The organism is Pseudomonas sp. F2, from assembly GCF_057174385.1.
In genome coordinates, this window is the sequence record NZ_CM169904.1 from 5,468,906 (window position 1) to 5,485,100 (window position 16,195).

14 protein-coding genes are annotated in these 16,195 nt (G+C 61.6%); 13 read left to right on the forward strand and 1 reads right to left on the reverse strand.

Translation table 11 applies throughout. From position 1 onward, the window contains the following. Positions 1-32 precede the first annotated feature (32 nt). The 7 genes from mreC to tldD all read left to right on the forward strand — a co-directional run bounded on the left by mreC (position 33) and on the right by tldD (position 10,096). Positions 33-1,124, forward strand: coding sequence for a rod shape-determining protein MreC (mreC, locus tag AC193Q_RS24485; RefSeq protein ID WP_230679356.1), 1,092 nt, complete (start codon positions 33-35; stop codon positions 1,122-1,124). After that, entirely contained in the window at positions 1,124-1,615 is a 492-nt protein-coding gene (gene mreD / locus AC193Q_RS24490; RefSeq protein WP_003221660.1) for a rod shape-determining protein MreD, read from the forward strand. Before mreC ends, mreD begins: the two co-directional genes overlap by 1 nt. A 44-nt stretch (positions 1,616-1,659) precedes the next feature. Continuing rightward, positions 1,660-2,256: a Maf family protein gene (locus tag AC193Q_RS24495; RefSeq protein WP_095667491.1), complete on the forward strand. Its 597-nt coding sequence runs from the start codon at positions 1,660-1,662 to the stop codon at positions 2,254-2,256. A gap of 58 nt (positions 2,257-2,314) precedes the next feature. Continuing rightward, positions 2,315-3,772 (forward strand): ribonuclease G, encoded by a 1,458-nt coding sequence (gene rng / locus AC193Q_RS24500; protein ID WP_007961585.1) that lies wholly within the window; start codon positions 2,315-2,317, stop codon positions 3,770-3,772. 75 nt (positions 3,773-3,847) lie between these two features. Then, a complete protein-coding gene (locus tag AC193Q_RS24505) occupies positions 3,848-7,651 on the forward strand; it encodes a YhdP family protein (RefSeq protein WP_483878904.1) in 3,804 nt (1,267 codons plus the stop codon). A gap of 137 nt (positions 7,652-7,788) precedes the next feature. Then, positions 7,789-8,649, forward strand: a complete 861-nt coding sequence (locus AC193Q_RS24510; RefSeq protein WP_047291290.1) for a carbon-nitrogen hydrolase family protein — start codon at positions 7,789-7,791, stop codon at positions 8,647-8,649. 4 nt (positions 8,650-8,653) lie between these two features. Beyond that, positions 8,654-10,096 carry a metalloprotease TldD gene (gene tldD, locus AC193Q_RS24515; RefSeq protein ID WP_007961588.1) on the forward strand — a complete coding sequence of 481 codons (1,443 nt, stop codon included), beginning with the start codon at positions 8,654-8,656 and terminating at the stop codon, positions 10,094-10,096. A gap of 93 nt (positions 10,097-10,189) precedes the next feature. On the opposite strand, the gene yjgA is transcribed toward tldD, so the two are convergent. After that, positions 10,190-10,714 carry a ribosome biogenesis factor YjgA gene (gene yjgA, locus AC193Q_RS24520; RefSeq protein WP_007961589.1) on the reverse strand — a complete coding sequence of 175 codons (525 nt, stop codon included), beginning with the start codon at positions 10,712-10,714 and terminating at the stop codon, positions 10,190-10,192. Positions 10,715-10,822: 108 nt separating this feature from the next. Here yjgA and pmbA point away from each other — a divergent pair, with 108 nt between their 5' ends. From pmbA to AC193Q_RS24550, 6 genes are all read left to right on the forward strand, one after another. Further along, complete coding sequence (gene pmbA, locus AC193Q_RS24525; protein WP_483878905.1) at positions 10,823-12,169, forward strand: metalloprotease PmbA; 1,347 nt, start codon at positions 10,823-10,825, stop codon at positions 12,167-12,169. A gap of 247 nt (positions 12,170-12,416) precedes the next feature. Next, positions 12,417-12,824 (forward strand): hypothetical protein, encoded by a 408-nt coding sequence (locus tag AC193Q_RS24530; RefSeq protein WP_047291295.1) that lies wholly within the window; start codon positions 12,417-12,419, stop codon positions 12,822-12,824. Next, positions 12,805-14,181 (forward strand): class II fumarate hydratase, encoded by a 1,377-nt coding sequence (locus tag AC193Q_RS24535; RefSeq protein ID WP_483878906.1) that lies wholly within the window; start codon positions 12,805-12,807, stop codon positions 14,179-14,181. The genes AC193Q_RS24530 and AC193Q_RS24535 overlap by 20 nt, the downstream gene beginning before the upstream one ends. Positions 14,182-14,208: 27 nt before the next feature. Further along, complete coding sequence (locus tag AC193Q_RS24540) at positions 14,209-14,649, forward strand: hypothetical protein (protein WP_047291299.1); 441 nt, start codon at positions 14,209-14,211, stop codon at positions 14,647-14,649. Position 14,650: 1 nt separating this feature from the next. Beyond that, complete coding sequence (locus AC193Q_RS24545) at positions 14,651-15,274, forward strand: superoxide dismutase (RefSeq protein ID WP_047291301.1); 624 nt, start codon at positions 14,651-14,653, stop codon at positions 15,272-15,274. A 19-nt stretch (positions 15,275-15,293) separates the two neighbouring features. Further along, on the forward strand, positions 15,294-16,187 hold the full coding sequence (locus AC193Q_RS24550; protein ID WP_483878907.1) for a ZIP family metal transporter: 894 nt from the start codon (positions 15,294-15,296) through the stop codon (positions 16,185-16,187). Positions 16,188-16,195 lie beyond the last annotated feature (8 nt).

A 16,195-nucleotide genomic window follows, 5' to 3' on the forward strand; every position in this document is an offset into this window, starting at 1 on the left:
AACCGCTTTTCGCCAAGGGCCCTTCGTTGGGCGTGCGCCTGTTGGTGCTGGCCGTGCTGTCGATCGCGCTGATGGTGGTCGATGCCCGCTTTGACCTGCTCAAGCCTGCGCGCAAGCAAGCGTCGCTGGTGCTGATGGATGCCTACTGGATCACCGACCTGCCCGGCCGGTTGTGGGACGGTGTCGCCAGTCAGTTTGGCAGTCGCACCGAGCTGGTCGCCGAAAACGAAAAACTCAAGACCGAGAACCTGCTGTTGCAGGGCCGCATGCAAAAGCTCGCCGCTCTCACCGAGCAGAACGTGCGGCTGCGCGAGTTGCTCAATTCCTCCGCACTGGTCAACGAAAAGGTCGAAGTGGCCGAGTTGATCGGCATGGACCCCAATCCCTTCACCCATCGCATCATCATCAATAAGGGTGAGCGCGATGGCGTGGTGCTCGGTCAGCCGGTGCTCGATGCGCGCGGTCTGATGGGCCAGGTGGTCGAATTGATGCCGTACACCTCCCGTGTGCTGCTGCTGACCGACACCACGCACAGCATTCCTGTCCAGGTGAACCGTAACGGTCTGCGGGCGATTGCCAGCGGCACCGGCAACCCGGAACGTCTGGAACTGCGGCACGTCGCCGACACCGCTGACATCAAGGAAGGCGATCTGCTGGTCAGCTCCGGTCTCGGGCAGCGCTTCCCGGCCGGCTATCCGGTGGCAACGGTCAAGGAAGTCATCCACGACTCCGGTCAGCCTTTCGCGATTGTCCGTGCGGTGCCGACCGCTGCGTTGAACCGCAGCCGTTATCTGCTGCTGGTATTCAGCGACAACCGCACCGCCGAAGAGCGCGCCAACGATGCGGCGCAGGCTCAGGAAAATCTTGATGCGCAGGGCGGTGGACCGGTGATTCCGGCCACGGTGCCGAAAACCGTGACACCGCCTGCAGCGGTGACTGCGCCGGCCGCGACCGCCACGCCGGCGGTCAGTGCTACGCCGGCCAAACCGGTCGCCAGCAAGCCGCCTGCCAAACCAACTGCAGCCACGCCCGCGAATAGCCGGCCTGCAGCGTCCCAGCCGGCGGTTCGACCAGCGGCCAAACCGCCTGTCACCACGCCGGCCAACACCGGGAGACAAGAATAATGGTCGGGGCTACCGCTTCGCGTAACGGTTGGATGGTCTGGCTGACGTTTCTCATCGGCCTGCTGCTCAGTGTGTCGCCGATGCCGCAATTCATGGAGATCCTGCGCCCGCTGTGGCTGGCGCTGCTCCTGGCGTTCTGGGCTCTGGCCCTGCCGCAAACGGTCGGCATGGTTACCGCGTTTTGCCTGGGACTGGCCGAAGACGTGCTGTACGGCACGCTGCTTGGGCAGAACGCGTTGATCCTGACGCTGATCACCTTCCTGGTGCTGTCGTTGCAGCAGCGTCTGCGGATGTTCCCGATGTGGCAGCAATGCCTGGTGATCCTGGTGATCTTCGGCCTCGCTCAGCTGGTTCAACTGTGGCTCAGCGCCCTGACCGGCAACCGCCAGCCAACGCTGGCACTGGTACTGCCGGCATTGACCAGCGCGTTGCTCTGGCCTTGGGTCAGCTTCGCTTTGCGTGGATTGCGCCGACGCTACAAAATCAACTGATTCGGTCAGGCATGTGCCCGCACCTCGACAAGGGAGATGTCTTGATGAAGCCGCTTTACCTCGCCTCTGGTTCGCCGCGCCGGCGTGAATTGCTCACGCAGATCGGCGTGCCGTTCTCCGCCATCAGCGCGGAAATCGACGAAACCCCGCTTGCCGAAGAATTGCCTTCGGCCTATGTCGAGCGCCTGGCGCGTGGCAAGGCCGAGGCCGGTCGACGCGCGCTCGCCTGCGACGCGGCGTTTTGCGTACTGGGGGCGGACACTGCCGTGGTACTCGACGATAAAATTCTTGGCAAACCGGTGGACGAAGCCGACGCATGCGCCATGCTGATGATGTTGTCCGGCAAAGAGCATGAAGTGCTGACCGCCATCGCTGTGCTGGACGGCCAGCGTTGCGAGTCGCGCGTGGTGCGCAGTCTGGTGCGCTTCCGCCCGATCAGCCGCGAAGAGGCGGCGGCCTACTGGGCCAGTGGCGAACCTCGGGACAAGGCCGGCGGATATGGCATTCAGGGCCTCGGCGCGGTGTTTGTCGCCGGGCTCAATGGCAGCTATTCGGCGGTGGTCGGGCTGCCGGTTTGCGAAACCGCAGAACTGTTGGGCCATTTCGGCATACCCTGTTGGCAAAACCTGAACGCGCAATGAGCGTCGTATGGATCAAGATGCGGCCATTATCGTGAACATGCCTGAACGAGACCCTGCCATGAGTGAAGAGATTCTGATCAACATCACGCCGATGGAATCGCGCGTGGCGGTGGTCGAAAACGGTGTGCTGCAAGAAGTCCACGTCGAGCGCACGCAAAAACGCGGGATCGTCGGCAACATCTATAAAGGCAAGATCGTCAGGGTGCTGCCGGGCATGCAGGCGGCATTTGTCGATATCGGTCTGGACCGTGCGGCATTCATTCACGCCTCGGAAATTTCCCTGCGCGAAGGCCCAGCGGTGGAAAGCATCAGCGCGCTGGTGCATGAAGGCCAGAGCCTGGTGGTGCAGGTCACCAAGGACCCGATCGGTTCCAAAGGCGCGCGCCTGACCACGCAGCTGTCGATTCCGTCGCGCTATTTGGTGTACATGCCGCGCACCGCCCATGTCGGCATTTCCCTGAAGATCGAAGACGAAGCCGAGCGCGAGCGCCTCAAGCAGGTGGTCAGCGATTGCGTGGCCAAGGAAGGGATCAAGGAGGCTGGCGGCTTTATCCTGCGTACCGCCGCCGAAGGCGCCGGGGCCGATGAAATCCTCATGGACATCCGCTACCTGCGGCGCCTGTGGGACCAGATCAACGCGCAGATCCAGACCATCGGCGCACCGAGTGTCATCTACGAAGACCTCGGTCTGGCGCTGCGTACCCTGCGCGATCTGGTCAGCCCGAAGATCGAGAAGATCCGTATCGACTCCCGGGAAACCTTCCAGAAAACCACACAGTTTGTCGCCGAACTGATGCCGGAAATCGCCGATCGTCTGGAACACTACCCGGGCGAGCGGCCGATTTTCGACCTGTATGGCGTCGAAGACGAAATCCAGAAAGCCCTCGAGCGCAAAGTGCCGCTCAAGTCCGGCGGCTATCTGGTGGTCGATCCGGCGGAAGCCATGACCACCATCGACGTTAACACCGGCGCGTTTGTAGGCCATCGCAACCTTGAAGAAACCATCTTCAAGACCAACCTCGAAGCCGCCACCGCGATTGCCCGGCAGATGCGCCTGCGCAATTTGGGCGGGATCATCATCATCGACTTCATCGACATGGAAGATGAAGAACATCAGCGCCAGGTGCTGCGCACCCTGGAGAAACAGCTCGAACGTGATCACGCCAAGACCAACATCATTGGCATCACCGAGTTGGGCCTGGTGCAGATGACCCGTAAGCGCACCCGCGAAAGCCTTGAACAAGTGCTGTGCGAGCCGTGCAGCAGTTGCCAGGGCCGGGGCAAGTTGAAGACCCCGGAAACCATCTGTTACGAGATTTTCCGCGAGATTCTGCGTGAAGCCCGGGCCTATCAGGCCGAGGGTTATCGGGTGTTGGCGAACCAGAAAGTAGTGGACCGTTTGCTCGATGAAGAGTCCGGTAACGTCGCCGAGCTTGAAGGGTTCATCGGTCGCACCATACGCTTTCAGGTCGAAACCATGTATTCCCAGGAACAATATGATGTGGTGCTGCTCTGATCCCCTGCGGCACATTTAATCCACAACGGCTGGCCTCAGCTTTTCGCAGTTTTTTCGCCATGGGAGCCAACTGACATGGAGCGTCTGACACGCATTTTGGCCGCACTCACCCGCTGGGGACTGGGCCTGTGCGCGTTGGTTCTGGTGCTGTTGGCGTTGTACGTCAGCCTCGGTCGGGAATTGACGCCGCTGGTGGCGGAGTACCGTACCGACATCGAAGACAAGGCCAGTGCCGCGCTCGGCATGCCGTTGCAGATCGGCGAACTGGAAGGTGACTGGAGCGGATTTGCACCGATCCTGCTGGCCCATGACGTGATGGTCGGTGACGGCGCGAATGCCTTGCGTCTGGACCGGGTACGTGCGGTGCCGGATCTCTGGGGCAGCCTGCTGGCGCGCGAAGTGCGTATCGCCCATCTGGAATTGAACGGTCTGAAAATCAGCGTCAAGGAAGCGCAGGACGGTAGTTGGGCGCTGGAAGGCCTGCCGGTGCAGAACGACCAGCCGCTTGATCCCGAACAACTGTTCAAGCGCTCGCAGATCGTTCAGCAATTGTCGGTGCTCGACAGTCAGGTGACCGTGCAGCCGCTGGACCATGCGCCGATGACCTTCACCTACGTCGGCCTCAATCTGAAAACCGGCAGCAGCCGGCAGCGCCTCGACGCTCGTCTGACTTTGCCCGACGGGCAGCCGATGGCGATGAGCCTGCGTACACGGATTCGCCCCTCCCGACTGCCGGACAGCTCGGTGGAAGGCTATGTCAGCCTGCCGCAAAGCGACTGGTCGAAGTGGCTGCCCGAGCGTTTGACCCAGCAATGGAATTTTTCCGAGATCAAGGCGGGCGGCGAGCTGTGGGTGAACTGGAATGACGGCGCCCTGCAAAGCGCCGCTGTCCGTTTGAACGCACCGCAGGTGACCGGCGCTTATGCCGAGCGCAAGCCGATCAAGATCAGCAATCTGGCGCTCAATGGCTATTACCAGCGCGACGATGACGGCGCGACCGTTACGCTCGATTCGCTGGCGATGAGTGTTGGCGAAACCCGCTGGGAAACTCACGTGCAGCTCAAGCAGACGGCAGCCACTGATACAGTCGACGAGCTGTGGCATCTGCAGGCTGATCGCCTCGATTTGCAGCCGATCACCCCGTTGCTGAATGCACTGGGGCCGCTGCCTGAAGGCTTCGCCACTGTTGTCGATCACCTGAAAGTGACCGGCGGGTTGCGCAACGTGTTGCTGGATTTTCGCCCGAACGCTACCGATGGCTCGAAATTCGGCTTCGCGGCCAATCTGGATAAAGTCGGGTTCGACGCCTATCACGGTGCTCCGGCGGCGCGGAACGTCAGTGGCAGCCTCAGCGGCAACCTTGACGGCGGCGAGCTGCGCCTGGACAGCAAGGATTTCGTCCTGCACCTCGATCCGATCTTCGCCAAGCCGTGGCAATACATTCAGGCCAATGCCCGACTGACCTGGAAGCTCGATAAAGAAGGTTTCACCCTGATCGCGCCTTACCTGAAAGTGCTGGGCGAGGAGGGCAAGATTGCCGGCGATTTCCTGATCCGCCTGCACTTCGACCATAGCCAGGAAGACTACATGGACCTGCGCGTCGGGCTGGTCGATGGCGACGGTCGCTACACCGCCAAATACCTGCCCGAAGTCTTGAGTCCGGCCCTCGACGAGTGGCTGCGCACGGCGATCCTCAAAGGCGCGGTGGACCAGGGGTTTTTCCAGTACCAGGGTTCGCTGAGCAAAAATGCCAAGGATGTCGATCGCAGCATCAGCCTGTTCTTCAAGGTGCATGACGCCGAGCTGGCGTTCCAGCCAGGCTGGCCGCACGTGAGCAAGGTCAGTGGCGACGTGTTCATCGAGGACAGCGGTGTGCGCATCGTGGCCGACAAGGGGCAGTTGCTCGACACCCAGGTCAGCGATGTTTTCGTCAACATTCCCCATGTCCCGGCGGGGCAGCATACGCATCTGTTCCTCGACGGCGGGTTTGCCGGTGGATTGGGCGATGGCCTGAAAATTCTCCAGACCGCGCCGATCGGCACTGGCGAAACGTTTGCCGGCTGGGAAGGCGAGGGCGATCTGCAGGGCAAGGTCAAACTCGATATCCCGCTGGAAAAGGGCGATTTGCCGAAGATCCTCGTCGACTTCAAGACTGCCAATGCGCGCTTGAAACTGGCGGAGCCGAAACTTGAGCTGAGCCAGCTCAAAGGCGATTTCCGTTTCGACAGCGCCAAGGGATTGAGTGGGCAGAACATCGCCGCCAAGGCTTTTGACAAGCCGGTGACCGCGCAGATTTTCGCGGATGGCAGCCCGGGCAAGCTCAAGACGCGGGTCTCGGCTTCCGGGCAGGTCGAGGTCAAGAAACTCACTGACTGGCTGGGCGTGACTCAGCCGTTGCCGGTGTCTGGGACCCTTCCCTATCAGTTGCAGGTCAACCTCGACGGCACCGACAGTCAACTGACGGTCAACTCCAGCATGAAAGGCGTCGCGGTGGATCTGCCGGCGCCGTTCGGCATGTCGGCCCAGCAAGGGCGTGACACGGTGTTCCGCATGAGCTTGCAAGGTCCGGAGCGGCGTTTTTGGGTCAGTTACGATCAACTGGCCAGCTTCACCTTCGCCGCACCGCCGAGCAGTTTCGCCGATGGTCGTGGCGAGCTGTTTCTCGGAACTGGCGACGCAGTCCTGCCGGACGCCAAAGGCCTGCGCATTCGCGGTGTGCTGTCGGAGCTGGACGTCGCGCCGTGGCAGGACCTGGTCAATAAATACGCCGGTAACGACCCGGGTGGCAGCGCCAAGCAATTACTCAACAGTGCCGACTTCAAGGTGGGCAAGCTCACCGCATTCGGCACCACCCTCGACCAGGCGGCAGTTCAGGTCAATCGCAAACCGTGGGCGTGGAATCTGGCACTCGACAGCCAGCAGGCCAAAGGCTCGGCCAGTCTTCCCGATGCCAAGGGCGCGCCGATCGCGGTCAATCTGCAATACGTGCGGCTGCCGGCACCGGATCCGACGGTGCAGGCCGACGAGAACTCGCCTGATCCGCTGGTTTCCGTCGACCCGACGAAGATTCCCGCGCTGGACATCACCATCAATCAATTGTTTCTCGGCGCGGATCTGGTGGGCGGCTGGTCGCTCAAGGTACGGCCAACGGCCAAAGGCCTCGCCCTGAACAATATGGACATGGGCCTCAAGGGCATCCTGTTGCAAGGCAATGGCGGCTGGGAAGGTACCCCGGGTTCGACCAACAGCTGGTTCAAAGGCCGGGCCAGCGGCAAAAACCTCGCTGATGTGCTCAAGGGCTGGGGTTTTGCGCCGAGCGTGACCAGTGAAGAATTCCACATGGACGTCGATGGCCGCTGGCCGGGATCGCCGGCGTGGCTGGCGACCAAGCGTTTCTCCGGCACGCTGGATGCCTCGCTGAATAAAGGTCAGTTCGTTGAAGTGGAGGGCGGCGCGCAGGCGTTGCGGGTGTTCGGTCTGCTCAACTTCAACTCCATTGGGCGCCGTCTGCGTCTGGACTTCTCCGACTTGTTCGGCAAAGGCTTGAGCTACGACCGGGTCAAGGGTCTGTTGGTGGCAAACAACGGCGTGTATGTCACCCGCGAGCCGATTCGGCTGACCGGTCCTTCAAGCAATCTTGAGCTGGACGGTACTCTGGATCTGGTTGGCGATCAGGTCGATGCAAAATTGCTGGTGACCTTGCCGGTGACCAACAATCTGCCGATCGCCGCGCTGATTGTCGGCGCGCCAGCGGTCGGCGGGGCATTGTTCCTCATCGACAAGCTGATCGGTGACCGCGTGGCACGCTTCGCCAGCGTCAAATACACCGTCAAGGGCCCATGGAAAGAGCCGAAAATCACCTTCGACAAGCCTTTTTGAGTAGCATGAGGCTTTTCCCCGTATAGGAGCTGCCGCAGGCTGCGATCTTTTGATGTGGTTTTTAAAAGCAAAATCAAAAGATCGCGGCCTGCGGCAGCTCCTGCAGTGATAAGTGGACTCCCTGTCAGGAAGCGGCCATGTCTTTAGCGGTGATTCAAATGGTCAGCCAGAGCGATGTGCTGGCCAATCTGGCGCAGGCCCGACGCCTGCTTGAGCAGGCGGCAACCGGCGGCGCGAAGCTGGCAGTGCTGCCGGAAAACTTCGCCGCCATGGGTCGTCGTGACATTGCCGACATCGGCAGGGCCGAAGCGCTCGGTGAAGGCCCGATCCTGCCATGGTTGAAACAGACCGCTCGCGACCTCAAGTTATGGATAGTTGCCGGCACCTTGCCGTTGCCGCCGCTCGGGCAACCGGACGCCAAGTCTCACGCCTGCTCGCTGTTGGTCAATGATCAGGGTGAAACCGTTGCACGGTATGACAAGTTGCACCTGTTCGATGTCGATGTGGCGGACAATCGCGGGCGGTATCGTGAATCCGATGACTATGCTTATGGCAGTGGCGTCGTGGTGGCGGACACACCGGTCGGCCGAGTCGGCCTGACCGTGTGCTACGACCTGCGCTTTCCGGAGTTGTACAGCGAATTGCGCGCTGCCGGTGCCGAGTTGATCACCGCCCCGTCGGCCTTCACCGCTGTGACCGGTGCGGCGCACTGGGAGGTACTGATTCGCGCCCGGGCCATCGAGACCCAGTGTTATGTATTGGCGGCAGCACAGGGCGGGACTCACCCGGGACCGCGTGAAACCTTCGGTCATGCGGCGATTGTCGACCCGTGGGGCCGGGTGCTGGCGCATCAGGATCAAGGCGAGGCGGTGCTGTTGGCCGCACGCGACAGTGACGAACAAGCGTCTATCAGGGCGCGAATGCCGGTGACGAGTCATCGGCGGTTTTTCTCGCAGGGCGCCCAGCGGCCTGCTTCAGAACATGAATTTAAGGCGTAAACCTATGAGCGAGTTGTTGTCCTCAGTCAGTGATCACCTGTTGGCGCCCGGCGGCGTGACCATCGAGAGCCTGCAAGGCGTGCTCGGCGATCTGGCCGGCCCGGGGATCGATGCGGCCGACCTGTATTTCCAGGGCCAGATCTCCGAGTCGTGGTCGCTGGAAGACGGTATCGTCAAGGAAGGCAGCTTCAACCTCGACCAGGGAGTTGGCGTGCGTGCGCAGTCCGGTGAGAAAACCGGTTTTGCCTACAGCAACGCGATCACGCTTGAAGCCCTTGGTGCGGCGGCGCGTGCTGCGCGTTCGATCTCCCGCGCCGGGCAGAACGGCACGGTGCAGGCCTTCAGCACTCAGGATGTCGCACAGCTGTACGCGCCGGACAATCCGCTGGAAGTGCTGAGCCGCGCCGAGAAAGTCGAGCTGCTCAAGCGCATCGACGTCGCTACCCGCGCCCTTGATCCACGGATTCAACAGGTCAGCGTGAGCATGGCCGGGGTCTGGGAACGGATTCTGGTGGCGTCCACCGACGGTGGCCTGGCTGCTGACGTGCGTCCGCTGGTGCGTTTCAACGTCAGCGTGATCGTCGAGCAGAATGGCCGTCGCGAGCGCGGCGGGCATGGCGGTGGCGGGCGTACCGATTACCGCTATTTCCTCGCCGAAGACCGCGCCATGGGCTACGCCCGCGAAGCGCTGCGCCAGGCGCTGGTGAACCTGGAAGCGATTCCGGCACCGGCCGGCACCTTGCCTGTCGTCCTCGGTTCGGGTTGGTCCGGCGTGCTCCTGCACGAAGCGGTCGGCCACGGTCTGGAGGGGGATTTCAACCGCAAGGGCAGTTCGGCCTACAGCGGGCGAATGGGCGAAATGGTCGCCTCCAAACTCTGCACCATCGTCGATGATGGCACCTTGAGCGGCCGTCGCGGTTCGCTGAGCGTCGATGACGAAGGCACTCCGACCGAGTGCACCACGCTGATCGAGAACGGTGTGCTCAAGGGTTACATGCAGGACAAGCTCAACGCGCGCCTGATGGGTGTAGCCCGTACCGGCAACGGTCGTCGTGAGTCATACGCGCATCTGCCGATGCCGCGCATGACCAACACCTACATGCTCGGTGGCGAAAGCGATCCGGCAGAAATCATCGCATCGGTGAAGAAAGGCATCTACTGCGCCAACCTCGGCGGCGGTCAGGTTGACATCACCAGCGGCAAGTTCGTGTTCTCCACCAGCGAGGCGTACCTGATCGAGGACGGCAAGATCACCGCACCGGTCAAGGGCGCGACGTTGATCGGCAACGGCCCCGAGGCGATGAGCCGGGTGTCGATGGTCGGTAACGATCTGGCACTGGACAGCGGTGTGGGCACGTGTGGCAAGGACGGGCAGTCGGTACCGGTGGGTGTCGGTCAGCCGACGCTGAAGATCGATGCGATTACCGTGGGGGGCACGGGCGCATAAAAAAAACAGCTGTAGGAGCTGCCGCAGGCTGCGATCTTTGTTTTTACAAGATCAAAAGATCGCAGCCTGCGGCAGCTCCTACAGGGACGAATCTCAACGCAGACCGCGTTGCGTATCGTCCAGCTCACGGATGTACTTGAAGATCTTGCGGCTGGAAGCAGGAGGTTTGTTGTGTGCAACCTCGTGCTGAGCCTGACGGATCAGCGAACGCAGTTGCTGGCGATCGGCATCGGGGTATTCGACGACGAATTTCTCCAGCACGGCATCGTCACCGGCGATCAGCCGGTCACGCCAGCGTTCGAGGTTGTGGAAACGCTCGTTGTACTGACGGGTGGAGGCATCGAGTTGATCGAGCAGGACCAGAATCGCGTCAGTGTCCTGATCGCGCATCAGTTTGCCGATGAACTGCAGGTGCCGTTTACGCGCGATGTTCGCGGTGTGCTTCGGCGCATCGGCCAGGGCCCGGCGCAGAGCGTCGGTCAATGGCAGTTTTGCCTGCAAGTCGGGCTTGAGTGTTGTAAGGCGCTCGCCAAGGTCAACCAGAGCATGCAGCTCGCGTTTGACCTGAGATTTGCTTTTTTCTCCCGTATCGAGGGAGTCGTCGTAAGAATCAACCATGGTGGCAGTCCGCAAAGAAACGCCGCCATGATAACCAGTCGGGGGCCGCTTGTCCGGCCCGGTCGCTCGATGACCCCAGCCGAAAGCAGAATTTGAGTGGAGATGAGCATGAGTGCAGTTCAAAGCGTCGGCCCGCAAGCATTGCCGGCACTGCAGGAACAGGTCGAGCAGATCATCGCCGAAGCCAAGCGTCAGGGCGCCAGTGCCTGCGAAGTTGCGGTGTCGCTGGAGCAGGGTTTGTCGACCTCGGTGCGCCAGCGTGAGGTCGAGACGGTCGAGTTCAATCGCGACCAGGGCTTTGGCATCACCCTGTACGTCGGCCAGCGCAAAGGCTCGGCCAGCACCTCCGCCACCGGGCCGGATGCGATTCGTGAAACCGTTGCTGCCGCACTGGCGATCGCCAGACACACCTCTGAAGACGAAGCCTCGGGCCTCGCCGATGCCGCGTTGATGGCCAGGGAGGTGCAGGATTTCGACCTGTTCCACGAATGGGACATCACCCCGGAGCAGGCGATCGAGAAGGCGTTGCTCTGTGAAGCGGCGGCGTTCGACGCCGATGCGCGAATCAAGAACGCCGACGGCACCACCCTCAGCACCCATCAGGGCTGCCGCGTGTATGGCAACAGCCACGGTTTCATCGGCGGCTACGCGTCGACCCGGCACAGCCTGAGCTGCGTGATGATCGCCGAAGCTGATGGCCAGATGCAGCGCGATTACTGGTATGACGTCAATCGTCAGGGCAGCCTGCTGGCGGATCCGGTGAGCATCGGCCAGCGTGCCGCGCAACGGGCCGCGAGTCGTCTGGGCGCGCGTCCGGTGCGGACCTGCGAAGTGCCGGTGCTGTTTTCCGCTGAGCTGGCGGGCGGGTTATTCGGCAGCTTCCTGTCGGCGGTGTCTGGCGGCAGTCTGTATCGCAAATCGTCGTTCCTCGAAGGCACGCTGGGGCAGAAGCTGTTTCCGGAATGGCTGACCATCGATGAGCGTCCACATCTGATGCGCGCCATGGGCAGTGCGTCCTACGACGGTGATGGTCTGGCCACCTACGCCAAACCGTTCGTCGAAAAGGGCGAATTGGTGTCGTACATCCTCGGCACGTACTCCGGGCGCAAACTCGGCATGCCAAGCACCGCCAACGCGGGGGGCGTGCATAACCTGTTCGTGACGCATGGTGATGAAGACCAGGCGGCGCTGTTGAAACGCATGGGTCGTGGCTTGCTGGTTACCGAATTGATGGGTCATGGCTTGAACATGGTCACCGGCGATTATTCGCGCGGAGCGGCGGGGTTCTGGGTCGAGAATGGCGAAATCCAGTTCGCCGTGCAGGAAGTGACCATCGCCGGCAACATGCGCGACATGTTCAAGCAGATCGTCGCCGTCGGTAATGATCTGGAGCTGCGCAGCAATATTCGCACGGGCTCGGTGTTGATTGAGCGGATGACTGTGGCGGGCAGCTAAAACCCGGCGGTTACAAAAAGGCGCGCCACCCAATCGGGTGGCGCGCCTTTTTTCATGGCTCGACACAAAACCCTGTGGGAGCGAGCCTGCTCGCGAAAGCGATTTAACAGCCGACCGCAGCGGTGACTGACACGACGCCTTCGCGAGCAGGCTCGCTCCCACAATGGAGTTTGTGTAACCAAGCGCTCTTGTTTTGGTTCTCATTATCATCTAATAATGAATCTCATCTCCGCACGAGTCCCGGATCATGAGTTCTGCCTTGCACGAGCAGCCATACCTCGAAAGCTGGCGCTGGATGAGTCGCCAGATCCGTTGCGCGATGGACCCCGACGAACCGCGCCTGATCGAACATTACCTGGCCGAGGGCCGTTATCTGGCCTGCTGCACGGCGACTTCCCCGTGGACCATCGCTGAAACCTCCTTCCGCTTGCTGCTCGACACAGCCACCGACATCGCGTTGCCATGGCACTGGCGCAGCTTGTGTCTCGATCAAGCCTGGCGCCCGCTGCGTGAAATGGAGCGCCTGTCGCTGTGCAACTGCCGACTCCAGCGTTGGCAGCGCTACACCTGGCAACTGGCGACCTGCGAGTTGCAACCCTCGATTCCTCTCATTGAATCAGTCCAAGGATTTTCAGATGACCAAGACTCGTATTGAGCGCGACAGCATGGGCGAACTGCAGGTGCCGGTGGACGCTCTCTACGGCGCGCAGACCCAGCGCGCAGTGGATAACTTCCCGATCAGCGGCAAACCGATGCCAACGCAGTTCATCCGTGCGCTGATCCTCGCCAAAGCCGCCGCCGCGCGGGCCAACGTTGAGCTCAACCAGCTCAGCGCCTCGCAAGGCAAGGCCATCAGCGACGCCGCGCAAGGCCTGCTCGAAGGCGATTTCATGCAGCATTTTCCGGTGGAAATCTTCCAGACCGGCTCCGGCACCAGTTCCAACATGAACGCCAATGAAGTGATCGCAACCCTCGCCAGTCGCTTGCTCGGCGAGCCGGTCAACCCGAACGATCACGTCAACTGCGGCCAGAGCAGCAACGACATCATCCCGACCACCATTCACGTCAGCGCTGCCTTGGCGTTGCACGAACAACTCCTGCCGGCGTTGCTGCATCTGGTGCAGGTCATCGAAAACAAAGCCGTGCAAGTGCATCACCACGTTAAAACCGGCCGCACGCACCTGATGGATGCGATGCCGGTGCGCATGAGTCAGGTGCTCAACGGTTGGGCGCAGCAACTCAAGGCCAACATTGCCCACCTGCAGGATCTGCTGCCGAGCCTGCAATCGCTGGCGCAGGGTGGCACGGCCGTCGGCACCGGGATCAATGCGCACCCGGAATTCGCCGCGCGTTTCAGCCGCCAATTAAGCCAGCTGACCCATGTGCAATTCACTCCGGGCAAGGATCTGTTCGCCCTGATCGGCTCGCAGGACACCGCCGTCGCCGTCTCCGGCCAGCTCAAGGCCATTGCCGTGTCGCTGATGAAAATCGCCAACGACTTGCGCTGGATGAACTCCGGCCCGCTCGCCGGTCTCGGTGAAATCGAGCTGGAAGCTTTGCAGCCGGGCTCCTCAATCATGCCGGGCAAGGTCAATCCGGTGATCCCGGAAGCCACCGCGATGGTCGCCGCGCAAGTCATCGGCAACGATTCGGTAATCACCATCGCCGGCCAGTCGGGCAACTTCGAACTGAACGTGATGCTGCCAATCATCGCCCAGAACCTGCTGAGCAGCATCGAACTGCTGGCCAATGCCAGCCGTCTGCTCGGCGACAAAGCCATCGCCAGCTTCAAGGTCAACGAGGCGCGGCTCAAGGAAGCGCTGTCGCGCAACCCGATTCTGGTCACCGCGCTCAACCCGATCATCGGTTACCAGAAAGCCGCGGAAATCGCCAAGCAGGCCTACAAACAGGGTCGCCCGGTGATTGACGTCGCGCTGGAGCACACCGACCTGTCGCGCAGCCAACTGGAAGAGTTACTCAACCCCGAGAAACTCACTGCCGGCGGCGTGTAAATCCCGCAACTGCTTTGGAGGTTCACCATGGAGCACTGGAAACGCACGATCGAACGGGCCAATCGCTGCTTCATGCTCGGCGAACTGATTGATGCCCGTGAGGCTTACCTGCAAGCCCTGGCCTTGGCGCAAGTGCTGTTCGAACGCTGGGCGGACGCCGACGAAGCAGTGGCGGCCTGCGTCATCTCCCACCACAACCTGGCGGATCTGCACCTGCGCCTGAACCAGCCGGAGGAGAGCGCCGAGTACCTCTGCGCGATTCATCAACGGTTATTGCAGACCATGCAGGACGAGCGCCTGCGCCCGGCCCTGCGGGAAGCGGCGTTGCGCCAGAGCAGCAAGACCTACGTCGAGCTGCTGAATTTCATCGGCGAACACGGCGAATACCCGCGCACCCAGCGCCTGCTGCACCCGGACATCGGCAATGCACGCCGCGCGTCAGCCTCACATCACCATGGAGTCCACTGAAATGGCTTTTACCTTGCCTGCCTTGCCGTACGCCTACGACGCCCTGGAACCGCACATCGATGCGCAAACCATGGAGATTCACTACACCAAGCACCACCAGACCTACATTAACAACCTCAACGCTGCCGTCGAAGGCACTGAGTACGCCGAGTGGCCGGTGGAAAAACTGGTCGCCAGCGTCCAGCAGTTGCCGGAAAAACTCCGTGCGGCCGTGATCAATCAGGGTGGCGGGCATGCCAACCATTCGCTGTTCTGGGAAGTCATGGTGCCCAACGGTGGCGGCAAGCCTGACGGTGCACTGGCCAAGGCGATCGAGGAGCAATTGGGCGGTCTCGACAGCTTCAAGGAGGCCTTCACCAAAGCCGCGCTGACCCGTTTCGGCAGTGGCTGGGCCTGGCTCAGCGTGACCCCGGAAAAAGAACTGGTCGTGGAAAGTAGCGGCAATCAGGACAGCCCGTTGATGAACGGCAACACGCCGATTCTCGGTCTGGACGTCTGGGAACACGCCTACTACCTGCGTTACCAAAACCGTCGCCCGGAATACATCAACGCGTTCTACAACGTGATCAATTGGCCTGAAGTTGCCGCGCGTTATCAGGCTGCTCTGGTTTTAAGTCATCCATAAAAACAATCCAAGGCTGACTATGAGCACTGAAACACTGGCGGCTGGCGGTGGACGCATGTTTCGTTACGCGATCGGGTCGCTGTTGCTGCTGGCGGGCATGACTTTGCTGGCGGCGCATGGGCTGGAGTGGCTGGATCTGCAGCCGAAACTGTCGCGGGCCTTGCAGGGTGGCGCGATTTGCGCCCTCGGCACGGCGCTCGGCGCGGTGCCGGTGCTGGTGATCCGGCGCATGCCGCAGAGGCTCAGCGATACGCTGTTGGGGTTCGGCGCCGGCGTGATGCTGGCGGCGACTGCGTTTTCGCTGATCGTGCCAGGTATCGCTGCTGCTGAAAGTCTGGGCCTGACACCGTGGGCTGCCAGCGGGTTGATCTGCTTCGGCATCATGCTCGGTGCATTCGGTCTGTATCTGGCGGACCTGAAACTGTCCGGCGCCTCACCGGAAATGCTCGTCGGTACCCCTGAGCGCCCGATGATTGCGCCGCGGATCTGGCTGTTCGTGTTTGCCATCATTGCCCACAACATCCCGGAAGGCATGGCGGTGGGGGTGTCTGCTGGCGGCGGCATGCCGGATGCCGACAGCCTGGCGATGGGCATCGCCTTGCAGGATGTGCCAGAGGGGTTAGTGATTGCGCTGGTGTTGGCCGGGGCCGGGATGTCGCGGGTCAAGGCGTTTTTGATCGGTGCGGCGTCAGGGCTGGTCGAGCCGGTGTTTGCGCTGCTCTGTGCGTGGCTGGTCAGCCTGGCAGAGTTGTTGTTGCCGTTGGGGCTGGCGCTGGCCGCGGGAGCGATGTTGCTGGTAGTGACGCATGAGGTGATCCCCGAGTCGCGACGCAATGGTCATGACAAGCTGGCCAGTCTTGGCTTGCTGATCGGGTTTTGTCTGATGATGGTGATGGATACCGCATTGGGCTGAATATCAAA